The sequence below is a fragment of the Thermosynechococcus sp. HY213 genome, from assembly GCF_031460975.1.
GTDB lineage: Bacteria > Cyanobacteriota > Cyanobacteriia > Thermosynechococcales > Thermosynechococcaceae > Thermosynechococcus.
The window spans coordinates 414,677-434,800 of record NZ_JAVKVB010000011.1; the positions used below are offsets into that span (position 1 = coordinate 414,677).

The following is a 20,124-nucleotide window of genomic DNA, read 5'->3' on the forward strand; positions in this document are numbered from 1 at the left end:
GTGGGCCTTAAACGGCAACAGCTTCAGGACGGGGTTGCTCCCGCCGACTCGGTTGGTTCTCAACAACGGACTGCCAGACCTGCTCGCCAACGGTGGCTTTTAGCTCCGACTCTAGGGCGTGCATGAGGTGGCAGTTGAGGGTAAAGGCAAAGTTGGCTTCCTTGACAATGCGGGCGATCGCGACCTCATCGAGGCTGAGGCTATCCAAGGTTTCCCGATACCGCTGCTTAAAGGCTTTCTTGTCTTCTGGGGTCGGCAGGGCTGGAAACTCGTAAAAGGCGGTGCCCTTGCCTTCGGGGAGCGCTAACTGGGAACGCACAATTTTACTCAGGGCTTGTCCCCCAGAGAGATCCCCCATATAGCGGGTGTAGGAATGGGCAATGAGCAACAGAGGATCACTTTGGGCGAGGTCATGAATGCGACTGAGGTAAACGCGAGTGGCTGTGAGGGGGGTAATCTGATCGCGCCAATTGTCGCCGTAGTAGAAGGCCAAGTCTTCGGCCAGTTGGCCACTGCGGTTGAGTTCGGGAAAATACATCGCCCGCAGGCGATCGCTCGTAGCACTGGCTAAGGCAGCTTCGAGGTCAGTGTACACAAAGTAGAGATTGGCCAAGAACTGGCGGAAGAGGCTCGGCGTAATCAACCCGCGGACAAAACATTTCATGAAGGCGGTGTGTTCGGCCAAGCTGTGAGCCTCAGCAGTTCCTTCCCGCAGCGCAAGGGAGAGCACGGTCATACCTGTAACTCCTGAAATCAGTTTTTAACAATCTTTTTTGAGATGAGTTCATCCTGCCAACGACGAATGGCCGTGGGCTGAACGGGGGCAGAAGGGCAAACTAAGGGTGAGTATTACTTTTTGACCATATGGCTGTCAAGCGAAACTTCAAAAAACATTACAAAACTGCCTACTTTTGCAAAATCGTCAAGACGGTTATTGACCGTCCTGAGGGATATAGTATAGTAAAACGGTATGACCTGCATAGGTTTAGTTCTATAGGAGTGAAAGGCTTATGGTGGCGATCGCCCCCAATCCCGATGCGAGTCAGAGCGTTAAAACTATTCGCGAAAACCTTTTAACCCCCCGCTTTTACACAACAGATTTTGAACAGGCAGCAAAACTTGACCTGAGTCGCCAGCAGGAACAACTCGAAGCAATGTTGGCGGAAATGCGGGCAGACTACAACCGCCATCACTTTGTCCGCGACGACGCCTTCAAAGGCACATGGGACACCTTGGATGCACAGACCCGCAAAGCCTTTATTGACTACCTCGAGCGCTCCTGTGTCTCTGAGTTTTCAGGGTTTTTGCTCTTTAAGGAACTCTCGCGCAAGCTGAAGAATCGCCACCCTCTCTTGGCGGAAATCTTTCACCTCATGGCACGGGATGAAGCGCGGCACGCAGGGTTTCTCAACAAGGCAATGATGGATTTTGGCCATGCCATGGACTTGGGCTATCTCTCTAAGGCGCGTACCTACACGTTTTTCCCCCTGCCATGGGTGCTCTACACCGTCTATCTATCGGAGAAAATTGGCTACTGGCGCTACATCATCATCTACCGTCACCTAGAAAAGCACCCCGAACATTCCTTCTATCCCCTGTTTAACTACTTTGAAAGTTGGTGCCAAGACGAAAACCGCCACGGCGATATTTTCAAGGCCTTGATCCACTCCCAACCCCAATTGATTCAAGGCTGGGGTGCCAAACTATGGATGCGCTTCTTCCTGCTGACGGTGTTTGCCACCCATACGCTGACGGTGCATGAGCGTGCCAAATTCTATGAAGCCCTTGGTCTTGATGCCACGGAATTCGATCGCGAGGTCATTGCCAAAACCAATGAAACGGCCGCTCGCACCTTCTCGGTGGTGCTCAATGTCGATCACCCTGACTTTTATCCGCGGCTGCAACGCTGTGTCGAAATCCATAAAAAACTCCAAGCCATTGAAGCCAGCAAGCAACCCAAGTGGCTGAAGGCCTTGCGGAAGCTTCCTCACCAGTTGGCGATCGCCGGCCACCTGTTGCGCCTGTATCTCTTGCCCCCCGTCAATGCCCAACAGGAATGGGGCACCGTGCACTAGGGCTAAAGCTCCTCTTGGCGAAAACGGTTGAGTAGTTCTACCAGCAGCTCTTGGTTGGCCTTGGGAATCAGGCGATCGAGGGAAAGGGACTGCTGACCCCCGCCAAGGGGAACTGAAACCTCCTGCAAGACACTCGTGACCTGCGCCGAATTAACCTCCCCCTGCTCTAGGAGGGGCAAAAAGGCTTCGGCAAGGGGGGCTGCCAGCTTGGCATCAGCGAGATACAGATGCCATTTGGCCACATCCATATAGATATCGCGGCCAATTTCAGCCGCAAGACGTTCAATTAAGGGGGTACGACTCATTTAGGTCACCGCTTTTTCATTCACTCTATTTGTACCAGTCAAGGGGGGCGATCGCTAAAACAGACCGATCATGGGATAGTAATCGGGAAAACACCTGTGGACAAGGATCAGGCTCACCCATAGAAGGCTAATCATTAATTTTTGTTAAGAACTAAAACCCTAACGGTCTTTTCCCTAAGTCCTGAATGCGCTCAAAGCAGCCAAAATCAATGTTTACAGGGAGCGTGTCCTTTTTCTTTTAGGAAAGAGCTGTAGATTACAACAGTTTTTATTCTTTGTGCTACCATAGGCATCAGTTCTCTTTTAATTGCTCTTAATTGCTGATTGTATGGCTACGGCTATCCCCCCCGGCATTCCCCAAGACGTTCAGCCAAGTGAGACCCTACTAGAAGACTTGCGCCAAGATGTCATTCATTTGCTGAAACAGACCGTTGGCATTGTTGAACGCTACAACAGCCTCCATAAAACAGCAGAGAGGGATTCATCTCAAGAAAAAACAGAATTTTCAGGTACAGCAGCGATTCGGCAAGCCCTCACCAACGTTGAGGAAATGGCTCTACGCATGTCCGTGGTCGCCCCCATGAAAGCCGGCAAATCCACGATTATCAATGCAATTGTCGGTCAACCGCTTTTGCCTGCTCGCAATACTGCCATGACCGCTACTGCAACGGAAATCGTTTTAGATACAAACTACCCTGAACCTGTTCTCTTTGTCCCCGAAGAAACCCTCGCTTTATTCAAAAAGGCAGCGGTGAAAATCCGCCAAGAATACAATAGGAATCGTGACAACGTTAAAGCTAAGTTACAGAAATATCCTCATCTTGACACCACATTTGAAAACATTATCAGGAATGACGGCACTTTGTTCAAAGAAGAAACAACAGGTGTCGAAAGTGTGCGTGAAGCCCTGCAACTAATGAATGATTTGGTACGTTTAGCCAGCCAAATAGTTCCTGCCTACAACCCTGTAAAGCGGATGCGGGAGCTACCCCAGATCAGAGTAGCACCTTTTACCTCTGAAGGCGAGGCTATCAACACCGCTTTGGGCAACCTTGTCATTATTGACACTCCAGGTCCTAACGAAGCAGGCGAGAACTTAGAAATCAAGAATATTTTTGCTGAACAACTTGAGCGTAGTAGTCTCATTTTGGTTGTCCTAGACTTTACCCAGCTCAAGACCGAAGCGGCTAAAAGTGTTCAAGAAACCGTTCAGGCAATTGCTGAGATTCGTGGTGGAACTGAAAATATCTATGCCCTCGTAAACAAAGTTGATCAACGACGCAGAGGGGATATGACTCCTGAAGAAGTGCGGGAGTTTGTGCAGCAGGAATTTAGAATTCCTAGCTCTCATGTTTTCGAGGTATCTGCCCAACGAGCCTATTGTGCTGCTCGTTTCCTGAAGCAGCATGGCTTAGGAGAAGACTGGCGGACTCGACCTGAAGCCAAAGACTTGGCAAGAGAAATTCTTAGGGATGACTGGGAACAAAACTTAAAAGAGATTGACAAAGACGCGTTTACTAAGAAAGCTAGAAAGCAGTGGTATGAACGCTCAGGATTTTATCAGTTTTTCACTAAAGTGATTAGTGAACTCATTAAAATTGCTGCACCGAAAGTAATCAGGGAATCTCTAAACATCACTCACGGCTTTATTCATAAGCTTCTTGAAGACATTAATTTGCGAAAAAGAAGCTATCAAGCAACCCTAGGTATACTTGAGGTTGAAAAAGAAGTGATGAAGCAACTAGAGCAGCTCGAGGAGGATGCTCAAAAAGTGAAGTGTGATATTTCAATTTATTCGAGCCGAGTAGAGCAAGTTCTGATCAGCAGTATTGAAGGTGAATACTGAGTTGACAAATTATTAAATTTTATTGCAGATTCGACTTTCCTTACCCTACAGTGTCAACACTTTTTATCTTTTGTGCTAACCTAGCCCCCAGTACTCCCTGACTGCTGATGATGCCGATTTATTTAAGTCGATTAAAGTAATTTTTTGCGTTGTAGATTTTATGAATTACTTAGCCATTGAAGAGCGAATCCCTCTTGCCAATGATCAGCTACTGATTGATTTAGCTAACAGCATTCACACAAATCAGTCTTTGATAGCGTATCGCGCCAATCGAGGTTTTTTGGGTAGGTTACTGGATAGTTTAACAGGTCGCACTTACCAGCAAGATACCCTTCTTGCCCAAAACTTGACCCGAGGACAGGAAGCATTACTGAGCATTACCAATGAACTGATTGAAAAGCTGCAATTTACTGAGTATGCTCTTGTCACTACCCAACACTCCCTCCGAGAAACTCGTGAATGTCTTGTAGCTACGCAGCACTCTCTTCGAGAAACTCGTGAGGGGCTTAATCACAACACGCAGGCATTGAATAGTTTATTGAATAGTTTAATTGAGACCTGCGATCGCAAGTTTCAAGAGCAAGAGAAACGTATTGCTACCCTTGAACGGCGAGTGACGGCACGGGAAGATTTCGATCGCATTTTCTCTCTCTGGCGAAGTGGCCAAAGCTATCACGATCTCCCTTGGGCTATCCAAATCCTATTTTTAGCCCGCGAAATCTACAACAGTTCCATTGCCTACCTAGAACTTGAACAACAAGTCACTTATTATCGCGACCTACTGGTGAATGAAATTTTGGCGCACCAGCGGCACTACTTACCCAAGCATTTCTTCAGTACCGCAACGCTGCTAAAAGTAACTCGGCAAGCAACAGCACAAGAGGATACAGAGATCGTTTACGACATTCTGGCGAGTTGCCGCTATTCAGACTCCTATCCCTTGCTGCACAATATGTCAACACTATACTGCCAACAGCAGCCTTCCTTTGTCCTTCAGCACCCTCCTTATACCCTAGATGCCAAAGAAGTCATTCAGCGGATTGTTCATGAAACTGCCGCTGCAACGTTGCATTCCCTCCAGTCTCTGAAATCCAAGGAGTGATTATGCTAAACACTGGTTCAAAAGTTGGTTTAGTCCTCACGGGTGGTGGTGCCAAAGGTGCTTACCAAGTGGGGGCACTGCGCTACCTCGCTGAACAGGGATTTGAACCGCACATTATTGCAGGTACCAGTATCGGTGCCCTCAATGGCGCCATCATTGCCAGCTATCCCCAGCAATTGGCTCGGGGTGTGAGCAAGCTCGAGGAGATTTGGCGTGAGATTGGTGCCGCCAATATCATCTCCGCCAACCCCAACTGGCTCAGCATTCTCATCAGCTATGGCATCCAATCTGCCTTACCTGAATTTGGGGGATGGATCAATACTTTTTTGACAGTGACGGGGATTCTCCCCAAATGCTATTCCTTCTTTGACCCGCGCCCGATCGAAGAACTTGTGCACTCCTATGTAAACTACAACCAACTGAAACGGGGTACGGAGCTTTGGGTAACGGTTTTTCCCTCATTGCAAATTCCGGGTCTGGGCTATAACCTGTTGATGACATTGATTGACATGTGTCGCGTTTGGACAGGCACAAAAGCTGAGTGGCTGCGGGCACAGGATATGGATGACCCAGAGACGTTATTGAACTTGCTGCTGGCGAGTGCGGCCGTTCCTTTGGCCTTTCCGCAGCGACAGGTCAATGGTCAAACCTATGTGGATGGGGCACTTCAGGATAATGTGCCCTTGGGAGCGTTGGCGCAGCGGGGCTGTACCCATGCCATTGTCATTCACCTTGAGGATGGGGTGCCCTGGAATCGTTATGACTTCCCTAATTTGACAATCATTGAGATTCGACCACAGACAGTGCTGAATACTTCAAACACGGTTGTACTGGGGAGTCTAGAAAGCTTGCTCGATTTCCGGAGCGATCGCATTGCCGCCCTGCAAGCACAAGGGTATGCCGATGCCAAGGCAGCCATTGAGCCGATCCTCACCCTTGCGCAGAACCTGAGAACCCTGCGCCAAACCCATGGGGAGTTAAAGGCTTCTACGGCAGCACTCTTGAATCCCGATGAGTTAAAAACCTCTACAGCAGCACTGCTCAATCACAACGTTGCTTTAAAATCAATACCCCCCATGGTTGATCCATAGGGGGTCATCAGGAGATAGCTCAGCACCGACCTATGGATCGTAGGGCTTCTTGCCGGTGAACTTCAGTTGCGAAGGATTGGGATTTTGGCCAATGGAGCGGGGCACTGAGTTGACGGCTTCACGCCCTTGGTTCACCTTCTCAGGGAAAACACCATCCTTGGGATGGATCAACACCGTTTCACCATCGGGGAAAATGCGGTAGATTTTGTAGTCATTGATTTTGCGGGGACGCAGTTGCTGAGCGGCTAGGGCAAGGCACTGCTCCTTACGGGCAAGGTAAACAAGATTTTCCCCTTCACGCATAACCGCAGCCCCAGCCGTCGGCATTTCAAAAACCTGCTCTTTGGGGCTTGTCCAGGTGATGGCGTATTTCTCTTCGGTGTCCGCTGCGCTGAGGAGGCCGCCGGTGCTGCCACCATAGAGCGGGGGTTGCCCAGTGAGTGTTGTCATGCGTTCGATCCTCAATCTCTCACGTTTTCATTCTTAAGATCGGCCAGATACAACCCTTTTCTTGGATATGGGAACCATAAAGGGGATGCAATCCTCTCCCATAGGGGCTTTCGCAGTTTTGAGCGTTTGCCCTCCTTGCGAAAAGGGCTGTAGCCAGATTCAACGGCATCGTAGCATTGAAATCGCGGTGTTGATGCGAGTTGTGAGAAACTGTAACAGTTCCTTCAAAATAAGGAATTGTTGTTGAGCTGTTTGATCAGCATTCTGAATTATTTTCAATGATCACCCTTGAACAACCTATGGCTAAAGGGCTAATTTGTTAAGATTATTGACAAAGTGCGACAAAAATATGTCCGCTCCTCACAAGGGATTATTGAGCAATGCAATATCTCTACCTCCATGGATTTGCCTCGTCGCCGCGCTCAAGTAAAGCTCAGTATTTTCGCGATCGCTTTGCGGAACTCGGTCAACCGCTACTCATTCCTGATCTCAATCAGGGGGATTTTTTTCATTTGACCTTAAGTCGTCAAATTGACCAAGTAGAAGCGCTGCTCGCCCCAGAGGAACCCGTCACATTGATTGGCTCCAGTTTTGGTGGCCTGACGGCTGCTTGGCTAGCGCAAAAGCATTCCCAAGTGGTGCAACTGTTTCTGCTGGCACCTGCCTTTGAGTTTGCGATCCATTGGCTGCCGCGCTTGGGCGATCAATACCGCCGCTGGCAAGAAACGGGTGTGCTGGAGGTGTATCACTACACGCAAGAGCGCCTGCTCCCCCTTAGCTATGGCTTTGCCAAGGATTTACTAGAGTACGACGATCGCCAGCTGCAGCGGCCTGTGCCTACCCTCATTTTCCATGGTCTTCAGGATGAGGTGATTCCCATCGAAGCCAGTCGTCGCTACTGTGAAGGCCGCCCTTGGGTGAGTCGGGTGGAATTGGACAGTGATCACGCTCTCAAGGATGTACAGCCGGCCATTTGGGGCATGATGTATCCAATCATCTATCAGCAGTTAACTTGAGAGGCTGGGTCAAGGGAGACCGCAGGAACTTCTGCTCGCACGGCGCGAAACATGCCAAAGCGGCACAGTCCCATGCCAAAGGCAAGCCGCATCAACAGAAAGGTGGGTACTTCCCGCAAAGATTTCACTAGCCCCGGTAGGCCAAAGCGAATCAGCCCCTCTGGTCGCACAATTCCCTGCCAAATTGAATCCAACCACGAGGGGAGCGTTTCCTGCGTCCAGTCGGCGGTGATTACCTCTCCAGCCACTAAACCCGTTGCGGCAAGGGCTTCGGCAAAGCCTTCAATACTGGCAAAGGCGGGGTGTGCCCATTGATCCAATAGCTGCCGCATAATGAGCCGCTCCCAGAGGTTCAAGGGGTGCTGGCGATCGTCCCTTTGGTTCCAATCGGCAACCACAAGAATCCCCCCCGGCTTTAGGACACGGAGTAATTCCTTAGCAAACTGCTGTTTATCGGGCATGTGGGGGCCGGCCTCAATTGACCAAACCACGTCAAAGCTGGCATCTGGAAATGACAAGGCTAGAGCGTCATCCACCTGAAACTGCACATTGAGATCCGCAGGAGTGAGTTCCCGCGCCCGCCGTACCTGTTCAGGGCTGATTGTAATTCCCGTCACGTGAAAGCCATAGTCACGCGCTAGCATACGACTGCTCCCGCCAATGCCACAGCCCACATCCAAAACCGTTGTCCCCGGCGGCAGGCGATCGAGACCCGCCCAGCGCACCATTTCATGGACAAAATCTGCCTTTGCTTGGCGAAAGTCCCTACGACGGGGGGGCGAACCATAGTGGCCAAGGTGAATATGCTCACCCCAGTAAAATTCAAGAATGCCGTCATTGGTCCAGTCGTCATAGGACTCGGCGACAGAGCGGGCAGACTCGTACTTGCGAGGAAACAGGAGATAAAGCGCTAACCCTAGGAGGACTAACGCGCCAACAATGATAACCAGTATGAGCAATAGATGAGACATGCAGCAGATTGGCTGGTGAAACCTTTCACTATGATGACGAGGTTTTTAGCATTTCCACAAGGGAAAGAGCCACAGATGGGTTTTCGTGGGAGATCGTACGCTGTTCAATACTATCTTGAAAAGTTGGTGCAATCCTACCTGCTAGTGCTGCGGGCACCCAATCCTCGTGAAAAAGGCTGTAACTTAATAATAAGGAGCCTTAAAAATTCTGGAAGGAACTGCCTTGGCGGATGTGCCTGTGTTTGACTCGATTGAATCTGCGTTGGATGCCCTGCGGCGGGGTGAAGTTATCGTCGTGGTGGATGATGAAAATCGTGAGAATGAGGGGGATCTCATTGGTGCCGCTGAGCGTGTGACCCCAGCCATGATTAACTTTATGGCGGTTCATGCCCGAGGATTGATTTGCCTCGCCATGGAGGGCGATCGCCTCGATGAATTGGATTTGCCCTTAATGGTAACAACAAATACCGATAGCAACCAAACTGCCTTTACGGTGAGTGTTGATGCCGGTGCCCGTTGGGGCGTGACCACAGGCATTTCCGCCGAAGACCGTGCCCGCACCATTCAAGCCCTCATTGACCCGACGACCCAGCCTCAAGATTTACGTCGCCCCGGCCATGTCTTTCCCCTGCGATCGCGCCCTGGGGGGGTTCTCAAGCGAGCCGGCCATACCGAAGCCGCCGTCGATCTGACACGGTTGGCAGGTCTCTACCCAGCGGGGGTCATCTGTGAGATTCAAAATCCCGACGGCACCATGTCGCGGCTGCCCCAACTCATTGAATATGCTCGCACCCACCAACTGAAGATTATTAGCATTGCCGACTTAATTAGCTATCGTCTCCAGCATGAGCGTTTTGTCCGCCGCGAAGCTGTGGCCAAGCTACCGACGGAGTTCGGTGAATTTCAAATCTATGGCTATCGCAATTCCCTCGATCAATCGGAGCACGTCGCCATTGTCAAAGGAGATCCTGCCACGTTTAGCGAGCAACCCGTGCTGGTGCGCGTTCATTCTGAATGTTTGACGGGCGATGCCCTCGGTTCACTGCGCTGCGATTGTCGGATGCAACTGCAAGCGGCTCTGAAAATGATTAACGCGGCAGGACGCGGTGTGGTGGTTTATCTGCGCCAAGAGGGTCGTGGCATTGGCCTAGTCAACAAGCTACGTGCCTATTCCCTGCAAGATTTGGGAATGGACACCGTGGAAGCTAATGAGCACCTCGGCTTCCCAGCGGATTTGCGTAACTATGGCGTTGGCGCCCAAATGCTCAATGACTTGGGAGTGAAGCAGATTCGCCTGATTACCAATAACCCCCGTAAAATTGCTGGCCTCAAGGGCTATGGCCTCGAAGTGGTGGATCGGGTGCCCCTGCTGATTGAAGCGACGCCCTACAACACCCCCTACTTGACGACTAAGGCGGAGAAACTGGGGCATCTACTGCTACAAACTTACCTGATCACAGTGGCCTTTCGCTGGCAGGAGTCGCAATTAGATGCGGGCGATCGCTATGAGCGGTTGGAAAAAATACGTCATCTGGCCGCAGGCGTCCATTTGCTAGTGCGCGAAGAAGCTCGGCCCGTTGCGCAGGCCATCTTTGGACATCCTGACCTGATTGTTCACTTTGGCTTTGACCAACCCCATGTGGCCGATCGCCAGTGGTATCAGCAGCCAGAACATCCCTATGTCTTGGCGGTGCAAACCCTGCTGCGGCAATTTTGCCAATGGCCAACCCTGAAGGGATTTGAGTTTCTCGTGGCCACCGGCAGCGATCCAATGCTCAACCTACCGATGGATCTCGATCGCCAAGCCTACACCCAACAGCCCCCCAGTGAGTGGCAGCCTCATCTCATCTATTCATGGTCAGCAGTAGCAGGTTAAAGCGTCGATGAATATCTTGGAGCATCTACGTCGTTTTCAAGTGTGAACATTCATTTATCCCACTACTTCTGGCCGAAAAAAGACACACTGGAGCGGCGTTGGCGTTAGCACAACAACACTGGCAATGGCGCGATCGCCCACGGGGAAACTGACTGCCCAATGTTCTAAAGGCTGAGCCGCCGTCCGCTGCCATACCCCGATCCCCTGAGCCTTGAGCCACGCTTCATAGTATGTCCAAGCCTGTAGAAACGAGCGATCGCTCCCCTCTAATATCCTTTGTTGCAGAGCCGCCCCAAAAAACCGCCGACTAATGGCTGAACGCTGAGGACAGGGGCGCAATATTTCTACATCTACCCCTACAGCCGCCCGGCCACTCACGGCCAACACCGCTAAGTTACCACTATGGCTCCAATTAAATTCCAAAGCATCCAAATAGGGCTTACCCCCAGCGGTACGCGGTAGAGGCTTCTCGCCAAGATTCGGCTGATAGCGTCGTAAATAGGCGCGCAGGGTAACCTCACGGGGCACATCAGGGGGAAGCGTTAACCACCAAAGATGCAGCGCATGGGAATACAAGGTGAGATTGTCGTGTGGCGCCTGCCATTGAGGGGCAACAATCGGGGGTAGGGGCAAATCCCACACATTAAAGACTGAGGCGTTTTTTTAGTGACAATAGGTGAGTGCGGGGATTAATGGGGCTACGGGGCAGCGGTAACTCAAAATTCGGCCAATTGGGCAGACTGGCACAGGGACAGTGTACAGGGGGTAACCCATGACAGGGTAGAGGCACAGGCATTTGGCAGCGGGCACAGGGGGTAATGTCCCAACAGTCGCTCAAGAGTTGCGTAATCGTCTCCGCCGTGTCCTCAAGAAAGCAGTCTCCTGCCTGACCAGAGATCACATAGGCCCAGCAGGCCTCAAAGGCTTGACTGTAGCGATCGCCCTGAAGGACAGGTTGCGGCAGCACCGTATGCGCTCCGCCCCAAATACACAGCCGTTTGCCCAGCTGAAACCAGTAGGCGAGATAGGACTTCACCTTTGCTTGGGCTGCCAAAAAGGCACAACCTTCCAGATCCGTCATTGACACAACCCTCGCTGCTGTACTTACTACCCTAGCGCAAGGAAACGAGGGCGATGCGTGCTAACGAATCAGTGCCGCCAAGGAAGCATCCAACTGTCCCCAACTGTGGCCATCAAGGGCTAACTGCTCAATGAGACTGGCCAAGCGCAACGCTTTGAGTGCCTGCTCTCCACCCACCGAGGGAGGTTGACCACCACGAACACAGTTGACGAAGTGCTCCAATTCAGCATGGAGGGGTTCAATATTGCTTGTATAGACCTTCTCAATGAGACCGTCTTGGCGGTAGAGAACTTGGCCATGATCGGCACTGCACGATGCGGTGGTTTTGCGGTGAATGAGAATCTCGTTTTTCAGGAAATCGGCCTCCGTGAGGGAATTTTTGCAGTGGGCAGCAATGCGTCGTTGTTTGCGGTGGGTGACTTTACTGGCCGTGAGGGTGGCAATAATGCCGTTGGCAAAGCCCAATGTGGCGGTCACGTAGTCCAGATACCCAGAGTTGGCAGAGCGACTGCCGGCGGCCGTTAGGCGCACCACAGGGGAATTGGTGAGTTCCAATAGCAAGTCAATATCGTGGATCATTAAGTCGAGAACCACTGAGACATCATTAGCGCGATCGGAGTAGGGACTCATGCGATCGGCTTCAAGGGCAAGGATTTCCTCAGTGCGCAGAACTTTGCTCAGTTCTTGAAATGCAGGGTTAAAGCGCTCAATATGTCCGACTTGGAGGATGCACTGGCACTCCGCTGCTGCGTTGACGAGCGATTCTGCTTCGCTAATACTGGCGGCAATCGGTTTTTCCACCAAGACATGTACCCCGTGGCGCAAGCAGGTAATGCCCACTTCATGGTGGAGACGGGTGGGCACGGCAATACACACCGCCTCAACGTGGGGCAGTAAATCCACATAGTTTTCAAAAAATTTCACCCGATATTTGCTAGCGGTATCAATGCCCCGCTCCAGATTCACGTCAGAAATGCCCACAAGTTCGACATCTTTGAGTAAACTCAAAACACGGGTATGGTGCTGACCCATGTTGCCAACACCGATAACGCCAATGCGCAGTGGTTCGGGCTGGGGACGGACGGCAGAACTCATGTCTAGTTATTTCACTCCTCTACGCAACCGGGGAAAGGCTTGGTGTTGGCGATCGCCCGCCGTAAGTAGCAACTCACAGAATGAACATTTTCAGAAAGATGCTACCACAGCATTGCCAAATGTAAAGGTTTTGATAGACAGCTATGATGACGACACCAAAGGCCGTCGTGTTGCTCTCAGGGGGGTTAGACTCCAGCACGGTGTTATTTCGTGCCAAGGCACTGGGTTATGCTTGCTATGCCCTTTCCTTTGACTATGGGCAGCGCCATCGGCGGGAATTAGAAGCCGCGATCGCCATTGCCACCGCCGCCGGCGTGATTCAGCATCAAATGGTCTCCTTGAATTTGCAGTTGTGGGGCGGCTCTGCCTTGACTGATTTAACGATTGACTTGCCTCGCAATCGCGATCTGGCTACCATGAGCCAAGAGATTCCCATTACCTATGTCCCCGCCCGCAATACGATTTTCTTGAGTGTTGCCCTTGCCTATGCCGAAGCCCTAGGGGCGCAAACGGTTCATATTGGCGTCAATGCCCTCGATTACTCTGGCTATCCCGACTGTCGGCCTGATTATATTGCTGCAATGCAGGAGGTCTATCGCTTGGGTACCAAGCAGGGGCGTGAAGGCCAGCCCATTGAAATTGTCACCCCCCTCATTGAACTCCACAAAAAAGACATCATTCGTCTGGGGAATGAGTACGGCGTTCCTTGGGAAAAAACATGGTCCTGTTACAGCGATGGCCAACAGGCCTGTGGTCGCTGCGATGCCTGTCGATTGCGTTTAGCGGCCTTTGCCGAATTAGGGCTTGTGGATCCTTTGCCCTACGCGGCTGACCACCCTGTGTAGGTTCGGTAAATCCCCCTTTTGCAGAGAGCGGGAGCGATCGCACTATAGGAAGGAGAGAGGGTTAAGCCCAATATGGGTGCTGTGCCCCGCATCGAAGTTAGCCTGCAAAGGGAGTTTTCGTCGCTATGGCAAAAGTTGTCGGAATTGATCTGGGGACCACCAACTCCTGTGTGGCCGTCATGGAAGGGGGCAAGCCCACGGTTATTGCCAATGCTGAAGGGTTTCGGACAACGCCCTCCGTTGTTGCCTACACCAAAAATGGCGATCGCCTCGTGGGTCAAATTGCCAAACGGCAAGCAGTGATGAACCCCGAAAATACTTTCTATTCTGTGAAGCGCTTTATTGGCCGTCGCTTTGATGAGGTGACCCACGAAGCCACCGAGGTCTCCTACAAAGTTTTGAACGTCAATGGCAACGTCAAGCTGGATTGCCCCGCCCTTGGCAAACAGTTTGCCCCCGAAGAAATTTCTGCTCAAGTCCTGCGCAAACTAAAAGAGGATGCTAGCAAATACCTTGGCGAGGAAGTCACCCAAGCGGTGATTACTGTGCCCGCCTACTTCAACGACTCGCAGCGCCAAGCCACCAAAGATGCTGGCAAAATTGCCGGTCTTGAAGTGCTGCGGATCATCAACGAACCCACCGCCGCTTCCTTGGCCTATGGCCTAGATAAAAAAGCCAATGAAACCATCCTTGTCTTTGACCTTGGCGGTGGTACCTTTGACGTGTCCATCCTTGAAGTCGGTGATGGCGTTTTTGAAGTGCTCGCCACCTCCGGGGACACCCACCTTGGTGGTGACGACTTTGACAAGAAAATTGTGGACTACTTGGCTGAATCCTTCCGTGCCCAAGAAGGCATTGACCTGCGCAAAGACAAACAGGCGCTGCAACGGCTGACAGAAGCGGCAGAAAAAGCCAAGATTGAACTTTCCAGCGTCATGCAAACGGAAATTAACCTGCCCTTCATTACTGCAACGCAGGATGGGCCTAAGCACCTCGACATGACGCTCACCCGCGCCAAATTTGAGGAACTCTGCTCTGACCTCATTGACCGTTGTCGCGTACCCGTTGAGCAAGCCCTCAGGGATGCCAAACTCAGCAAAGATCAAATTGACGAAGTGGTACTGGTGGGTGGCTCTACCCGCATTCCTGCCATCCAAGAGCTGGTCAAACGGCTATTGGGCAAAGACCCCAACCAGACTGTGAACCCCGATGAAGTCGTGGCGGTGGGTGCCGCTATTCAAGCTGGGGTGCTGGCAGGGGAAGTGAAAGACATTCTTCTCCTTGATGTCACACCGCTGTCTTTGGGGGTGGAAACCCTTGGCGGCGTGATGACGAAAATTATTCCCCGCAACACCACGATCCCGACGAAAAAATCCGAGGTCTTCTCTACTGCGGTTGATGGTCAAACCAATGTGGAGATCCACGTCCTGCAAGGGGAGCGGGAAATGGCCGCCGATAACAAGAGCCTCGGCACCTTCCGTTTGGATGGCATTCCGCCGGCACCCCGCGGTGTGCCCCAAATCGAAGTCACGTTTGATATTGATGCCAACGGTATTCTCAACGTCACCGCTCGCGACAAAGGCACCGGCAAACAGCAGTCCATTAGCATCACCGGCGCCTCAACGCTGCCTAAGGATGAAGTAGAACGCATGGTGCGCGAAGCGGAAATGAATGCCGCTGCTGATAAAGCCAAACGCGAGAAAATCGAGACCAAAAACCAAGCGGAACAACTCTGCTACCAAGCGGAGAAACAACTATCCGAATTGGCTGACAAAGTCTCCACCAGCGATAAAGACCGCCTCACCGCCCTCATTGCTAACCTGCGCTCGGAAATCGGCACTGAAGCCGAGAAGAAACCCATTGAATCCATTAATTTTGAACGGGTGAAATCGCTGATGCAGGATCTGCAACAAACCCTCTACAGCGTCGGCTCCAGTGTTTATCAAAGTGCGCAGTCCAGTGATGGAACTGGCTCCAGCAGCAGCGGTAGCAGTGGTGGTGGTGACGAAGTGATTGACGCTGAGTTTTCGGAAACCAAGTAGTCCCTTAAATTCGCAACTTTCTGCCAGAACAAGACTCCTCCTCCCCCTAGGTGAAAGCTTAGGGGGTTTCTCATTTTTGTGAGGGGGTATAGTCACAGTTTTTTCGATCACAGGCTTCTTGTGCTAGGGGAAAAATTCCGATAGAATAAAGTTTCTGTCCTTAATTTTTGTTGAGTGCTGAGACCACCCCACCATTGAGGTAAGCATGGCCAAACGCCGCAATCCCAAGAAAGAAAAAGCTCTTCGTAACCAAGCCTATGCTCGCAAGTTTCGCAAGCGTTCTTCGGGTCGCTACAGCCGCCGCCTAAATACGGAGAATCGCCCAGAGACGAAAACCACCGAGACGGTTGAGGAAATGACGGACGCCTAGAGGGCAGTCGGTGATTAAGCGCGCGTTGCCATGGCGAGAGTTCGGGGTTGCGTTTTTAACCGTTTTTTTGGCTGAATTTGCCGATAAAACTCAAATTGCTGTATTTTTCATGGCTGCCCGCGCTGCCTCCCCTTGGTTGGTGTTTTTGGGAGCAGCTTTGGCCTTAGTAACCACTAGTTTGATTGGGGTATTGATTGGTCGCTGGCTATCACAGTACCTCTCGGAACAGCGATTACAAACGCTGACGGGTGGTAGTCTCTTGGCGATCGCCCTTTGGCTATTGTGGGATATGCTGCACCCAAGCCTTTGATGACCAAAATATCGCCACTTAATGGCGCGAGAAAGTTCCTTCAGTTGACGATTGCCCCCTGCTAAAGTGAGGGGGTTAGCTTAGGCACTGTCTAAGTTGGTGAACCCCTGAGGAGACTGTGGAGAATGCCATCCCAAGTCATTGAACTGTGGTCATCGTTCGTTAGTATTGCCGATGCACCGTTGTTTCGCCTTGGGCGGGAAACGATTTCCCTGCGTTGGCTGTTTCAAGTGGTGCTGTTGCTCATCCTCGTTGCCATTTTGGCGCGCTTTTTCAAGGGGGTGCTGAAAAATCAACTCCTACCGCGCCTTGGTTTGGATTTAGGCAACCGTGAGGCCATTTCCACTGTGATGAGTGGTGCCGGGGGAGCACTGGGCTACATTATTGTTTTGCAAGCAGTGGGGATTAATCTCGATTCCCTAGCGGTGATTATTGGTGGCTTGGGGGTGGGGATTGGTTTTGGTTTGCAGGATGTCACCCGCAATCTCATCAGTGGCCTGACGCTCCTGATTGAGCGCAAAGTGCGTGTCGGCGACTTTGTGGAAATTGAAAACATCAGCGGCTACGTTCAGGAAGTCTCGATGCGAGCCACGGTGATTCAAACCTTTAACGGTTCAAATGTGGTGGTGCCCAATACCTACCTTGCCGATAGTCCGGTGCTGAATTGGTACTACGAAACCCATCGCGGTCGTATTGATATTGCCATTGGGGTGGCCTATGGGACAGATCCAGTTTTGGTGACGGAAGTCTTGCTCAATATTGCGCATTCTGAACCAGATGTCCTCAGGGAGCCAGCCCCGCGGGTGATTTTCCGTGAATTTGGCGATTCTGCCCTTAAGTTTGAACTCTGGGTATGGACGGATGCCATTGAGCGGCGAGTGTTCATCAAGAGCAGTCTCAATTTCAAGATTGATTATTACTTTCGGCAGCATAATATCTCGATTCCTTTCCCGCAACGGGACATCTGGATCCGCAATGCGCCAGCGCTCTCTCCCCTCAATGAGCCAGCCGAAACGGTAGGCATGCCCTTGGCACCGGCAACGCCCTCTTTAAAGTCGCTGCTTCAGCAGGTGAGCTATTTTCAGTGCATGAATGACTTGCAATTACGCTTTCTCATCGAATCGGGCTACCGCAAGCACTTGGCAGCGAAGGAAATTTTGTTCCGTGCTCAGGAGGCAATCAGTAACTTCTACATCGTATTGCAGGGGCAGATGGCGGCGGTCTATGAGGAGAATGGTGAACTCAAGCCAATGATGACGTTTAATCCGGGGGAGCACTTTGGCGAGCTACCACTAATGCTGGGGGTGGCCTGCCCAACAACGATGATGGCAATGACGGATACGGTCTTGTTTGTCCTACCACGGGAGGGATTTGAACAGTTGCTAAAAGAACATCCTTCCCTTGCTGATGATATTGCCGTGGCGATCGCCCGCCGTCAGGATGTGCTGGCGCAACATCAACAGGAGCTTCAGCAACTGAGTCGCCAAGAGGCGGATCAAAGTCGTCCGATTAACTGGATTCGCGATCGCCTGCAAAAACTGCTGAGTTGGTAAAGTGCTCAATCGGTGGCGTCCAGCGTAAATGCGTGCTCCAAGTATTGATGCAGCTGATAGGTACCTGCTTGGTATCGCACCAAGGCCACATCGAAGCGACAGGGATGATCCTGCCACTGGGGCTGACGTTCTAGGAAGGCTTGGGCGGCCAAAATGAGTTTGCGTTGCTTGCTAGGGGAAATCGCACCGAGGCCATCACAATCCCAGTTGCGGGAACGGCGGGTTTTCACTTCGACAAAGCGCACCACCCCCCGCGGATCACAGGCAACAATATCCAGCTCACCCCAAGGGCAAGACCAGTTCTGAGCCAAAATTTGACACTGCTGGGTTTGTAGCCACGCGACAACTACCGCTTCCCCGCGATCGCCCACGTGGCGCATAGGCCCTAGGCTTCAATGGGTTCGAGATTAAACAAGTCTTGGAGGGTCTGCATAGCGCGTTGACGACTTTCTAAATCCCGCTGTGATTGCAGTTGCACCGTTGGATCATGGAGAATCTTGTTAATAATTGTGCGCGTCATTGCTTCAATGACCCCTTGATGTTTCTCACCAAACTCACTGCCTAAGCGGGAGAGGGCTTTTTCCAGCTCTTGGGTACGGATCGCTTCCATTTTTTGGCGCAGACTGCGGATGGTGGGAATCGTTTCTAGGGCGTGCCACCAAGCCAAAAAGGTCTCTAATTCTTCCTCAAGGATACCCTCGGCCTCTTGAGCCAATTGGCGTCGCGCCTCTTGGTTTTGGGCGACGACTGCTTCGAGATCATCCACATTAAACAGTTGTACGGAGGCCAATTCCGTCACGTTGGCATGGACATTGCGGGGCACGGAAATATCAATGATTGATAGGGGGCGATCGCCCGTGAGCACCGACCCTAAATTCTCGCGATCCAAGAGGGGTTGTGTCGCTGCTGTACCCGTAAAGACCAAATCCATTGCTGCCACAATCGGCAGTAGATCTGTCATCGTAAAGAGTTCAAAGCGTACTTCGGGAAACTGCTGCGCCAGTTCCTGTGCCCGTTCCAAGGAGCGGTTGATAATGCTCATTTCTTTCACCCCTCGGGCAATCAGGTGTTGCACCACCAAGCGGGACATTTTGCCCGCACCGACAATGGCAATGCGGCAGTTCTGGAGATTTTGCAACCGCAGGTCGGCGAGTTCCACCGCCGCTGAGCTAATGGAGACCGCCCCCGTCCCAATGCTGGTTTCTGTGCGTACCCGTTTACCGGCCGCGATCGCCCCCGTAAAGAGGCGATTGAGAATAGACCCAATGGACTTGTACTGCTGCCCTAACTGATGACAGCGCTTCACTTGGGAGAGAATTTGCCCCTCGCCAATCACCAAGCTATCCAGACCCGAAGCCACCCGCATGAGGTGCATCACCGCATCCTGATGCAGCAGGATAAAGAGGTAGGGACGCAGTTGGGGCAGGGGAATATGACTCCACTCACTGAGAAACTGATGCACTTCCCGCACGCCCACCTCAGTGTCACTAGTAACAATGTAAATTTCTAAGCGGTTACAGGTGCTAAGGATGGTCGCTTCCTGAATATGGGCGTAGCCGCATAGATGTTGCAGTGCCCGCTCCCGCACATCCTCTGGCACACTCAATTTTTCGCGCACATCCACAGGGGCGGTTTTGTGACTCAAGCCAATGACAGCAATATTCATAGGAATCGGTTGACGTTCGGCTGCAACTCCATCAATTGTTGTATCAGGATTCTTGAGCCTCCTTCACGCTTGTTTGCAAGTCTTTACTAAAGGAGGATTCTCCCTAACCGAGATTCCTGAGCCAGTCCCTCAGGTCTTCCAGGGTCGCAAAGTCAAGGAGTGCCTCTGCCAAAGTCTCAATCTGGGTGGATGGGAGTTGGCGAATTGCTGCTTCAAGGTCAGCCGGTAAATCCCCAAACCGTCGCCTGAGGAAGCGCAAAACAACCAGTGCTTCTCCCTGCTGTAATCCCTGTTGCAATCCCTGTTGCAATCCCTGTTGCAATCCCTGTTGCAATCCCTGTTGCAATCCCTGTTGCAGTCCTTGCTGTAATCCTTGCTCCAATCCCTGCCGTAAGCCCCGTTGTAACCCTTCCTCTTGTGCCTCGGCATA

At 51.7% G+C, this 20,124-nt stretch carries 21 protein-coding genes; 11 read left to right on the forward strand and 10 right to left on the reverse strand.

Annotated features, from left to right (window positions below):
• Nucleotides 1–7: 7 nt before the first annotated feature.
• Entirely contained in the window at nt 8–736 is a 729-nt protein-coding gene (locus RHK62_RS07520; protein WP_310453515.1) for a biliverdin-producing heme oxygenase, read from the reverse strand.
• A gap of 274 nt (nt 737–1,010) precedes the next feature.
• Here RHK62_RS07520 and acsF point away from each other — a divergent pair, with 274 nt between their 5' ends.
• Nucleotides 1,011–2,075, forward strand: a complete 1,065-nt coding sequence (gene acsF, locus RHK62_RS07525; protein WP_302677543.1) for a magnesium-protoporphyrin IX monomethyl ester (oxidative) cyclase — start codon at nt 1,011–1,013, stop codon at nt 2,073–2,075.
• 2 nt (nt 2,076–2,077) lie between these two features.
• Here the strand turns inward: acsF and RHK62_RS07530 are convergent, their stop codons facing one another.
• The gene (locus tag RHK62_RS07530; RefSeq protein WP_206200224.1) at nt 2,078–2,380 is read right to left on the reverse strand and encodes a DUF3181 family protein; all 303 of its coding nucleotides are present in this window, start codon (nt 2,378–2,380) and stop codon (nt 2,078–2,080) included.
• 328 nt (nt 2,381–2,708) lie between these two features.
• Between RHK62_RS07530 and RHK62_RS07535 the strand changes: the two genes are divergently transcribed.
• The 3 genes from RHK62_RS07535 (at nt 2,709) to RHK62_RS07545 (ending at nt 6,419) form a co-directional block, all read left to right on the forward strand.
• A complete protein-coding gene (locus RHK62_RS07535; RefSeq protein WP_310453516.1) occupies nt 2,709–4,226 on the forward strand; it encodes a dynamin family protein in 1,518 nt (505 codons plus the stop codon).
• A 160-nt stretch (nt 4,227–4,386) separates the two neighbouring features.
• Entirely contained in the window at nt 4,387–5,328 is a 942-nt protein-coding gene (locus RHK62_RS07540; protein ID WP_310453517.1) for a diguanylate cyclase regulator RdcB family protein, read from the forward strand.
• 2 nt (nt 5,329–5,330) lie between these two features.
• The gene (locus RHK62_RS07545; RefSeq protein WP_302678328.1) at nt 5,331–6,419 is read left to right on the forward strand and encodes a patatin-like phospholipase family protein; all 1,089 of its coding nucleotides are present in this window, start codon (nt 5,331–5,333) and stop codon (nt 6,417–6,419) included.
• 30 nt (nt 6,420–6,449) lie between these two features.
• On the opposite strand, the gene RHK62_RS07550 is transcribed toward RHK62_RS07545, so the two are convergent.
• Nucleotides 6,450–6,869, reverse strand: a complete 420-nt coding sequence (locus RHK62_RS07550; protein ID WP_149819488.1) for a photosystem I reaction center subunit II PsaD — start codon at nt 6,867–6,869, stop codon at nt 6,450–6,452.
• A gap of 380 nt (nt 6,870–7,249) precedes the next feature.
• On the opposite strand from RHK62_RS07550, the gene RHK62_RS07555 reads away from it, so the two are divergent.
• Nucleotides 7,250–7,885 (forward strand): YqiA/YcfP family alpha/beta fold hydrolase, encoded by a 636-nt coding sequence (locus RHK62_RS07555; RefSeq protein WP_310438501.1) that lies wholly within the window; start codon nt 7,250–7,252, stop codon nt 7,883–7,885.
• Here RHK62_RS07555 and RHK62_RS07560 read toward each other — a convergent pair.
• Complete coding sequence (locus RHK62_RS07560) at nt 7,870–8,856, reverse strand: methyltransferase domain-containing protein (protein ID WP_206200230.1); 987 nt, start codon at nt 8,854–8,856, stop codon at nt 7,870–7,872. The genes RHK62_RS07555 and RHK62_RS07560 overlap by 16 nt on opposite strands.
• A 232-nt stretch (nt 8,857–9,088) precedes the next feature.
• Here RHK62_RS07560 and ribBA point away from each other — a divergent pair, with 232 nt between their 5' ends.
• Nucleotides 9,089–10,732, forward strand: coding sequence for a bifunctional 3,4-dihydroxy-2-butanone-4-phosphate synthase/GTP cyclohydrolase II (gene ribBA, locus RHK62_RS07565; RefSeq protein WP_225901720.1), 1,644 nt, complete (start codon nt 9,089–9,091; stop codon nt 10,730–10,732).
• Between the two features lie 54 nt (nt 10,733–10,786).
• On the opposite strand, the gene RHK62_RS07570 is transcribed toward ribBA, so the two are convergent.
• From RHK62_RS07570 to RHK62_RS07580, 3 genes are read right to left on the reverse strand one after another with little or no spacing between them, the layout of a single operon-like run.
• On the reverse strand, nt 10,787–11,365 hold the full coding sequence (locus RHK62_RS07570; protein WP_310453518.1) for a 4'-phosphopantetheinyl transferase superfamily protein: 579 nt from the start codon (nt 11,363–11,365) through the stop codon (nt 10,787–10,789).
• A 10-nt stretch (nt 11,366–11,375) separates the two neighbouring features.
• Nucleotides 11,376–11,813, reverse strand: coding sequence for a hypothetical protein (locus RHK62_RS07575; RefSeq protein ID WP_226971906.1), 438 nt, complete (start codon nt 11,811–11,813; stop codon nt 11,376–11,378).
• 60 nt (nt 11,814–11,873) lie between these two features.
• On the reverse strand, nt 11,874–12,908 hold the full coding sequence (locus RHK62_RS07580) for a Gfo/Idh/MocA family protein (RefSeq protein ID WP_149819497.1): 1,035 nt from the start codon (nt 12,906–12,908) through the stop codon (nt 11,874–11,876).
• Between the two features lie 143 nt (nt 12,909–13,051).
• Here RHK62_RS07580 and queC point away from each other — a divergent pair, with 143 nt between their 5' ends.
• From queC to RHK62_RS07605, 5 genes are all read left to right on the forward strand, one after another.
• On the forward strand, nt 13,052–13,753 hold the full coding sequence (gene queC / locus RHK62_RS07585) for a 7-cyano-7-deazaguanine synthase QueC (protein WP_310438504.1): 702 nt from the start codon (nt 13,052–13,054) through the stop codon (nt 13,751–13,753).
• A gap of 125 nt (nt 13,754–13,878) precedes the next feature.
• Complete coding sequence (gene dnaK, locus RHK62_RS07590; RefSeq protein ID WP_206200234.1) at nt 13,879–15,795, forward strand: molecular chaperone DnaK; 1,917 nt, start codon at nt 13,879–13,881, stop codon at nt 15,793–15,795.
• Nucleotides 15,796–16,000: 205 nt separating this feature from the next.
• Nucleotides 16,001–16,165 (forward strand): hypothetical protein, encoded by a 165-nt coding sequence (locus RHK62_RS07595; RefSeq protein ID WP_011057571.1) that lies wholly within the window; start codon nt 16,001–16,003, stop codon nt 16,163–16,165.
• A 10-nt stretch (nt 16,166–16,175) separates the two neighbouring features.
• Nucleotides 16,176–16,475: a TMEM165/GDT1 family protein gene (locus tag RHK62_RS07600; protein ID WP_206200235.1), complete on the forward strand. Its 300-nt coding sequence runs from the start codon at nt 16,176–16,178 to the stop codon at nt 16,473–16,475.
• A gap of 125 nt (nt 16,476–16,600) precedes the next feature.
• Nucleotides 16,601–18,028 carry a mechanosensitive ion channel domain-containing protein gene (locus RHK62_RS07605; protein WP_310453519.1) on the forward strand — a complete coding sequence of 476 codons (1,428 nt, stop codon included), beginning with the start codon at nt 16,601–16,603 and terminating at the stop codon, nt 18,026–18,028.
• Between the two features lie 5 nt (nt 18,029–18,033).
• On the opposite strand, the gene RHK62_RS07610 is transcribed toward RHK62_RS07605, so the two are convergent.
• The 3 genes from RHK62_RS07610 to RHK62_RS07620 form a co-directional block, all read right to left on the reverse strand.
• Nucleotides 18,034–18,408: a YraN family protein gene (locus RHK62_RS07610; RefSeq protein WP_310453520.1), complete on the reverse strand. Its 375-nt coding sequence runs from the start codon at nt 18,406–18,408 to the stop codon at nt 18,034–18,036.
• Nucleotides 18,409–18,413: 5 nt separating this feature from the next.
• The gene (locus RHK62_RS07615) at nt 18,414–19,694 is read right to left on the reverse strand and encodes a glutamyl-tRNA reductase (RefSeq protein WP_206200238.1); all 1,281 of its coding nucleotides are present in this window, start codon (nt 19,692–19,694) and stop codon (nt 18,414–18,416) included.
• 103 nt (nt 19,695–19,797) lie between these two features.
• On the reverse strand, nt 19,798–20,124 hold a 327-nt coding region (locus RHK62_RS07620), incomplete at its 5' end, for a DUF4351 domain-containing protein (RefSeq protein ID WP_310453521.1).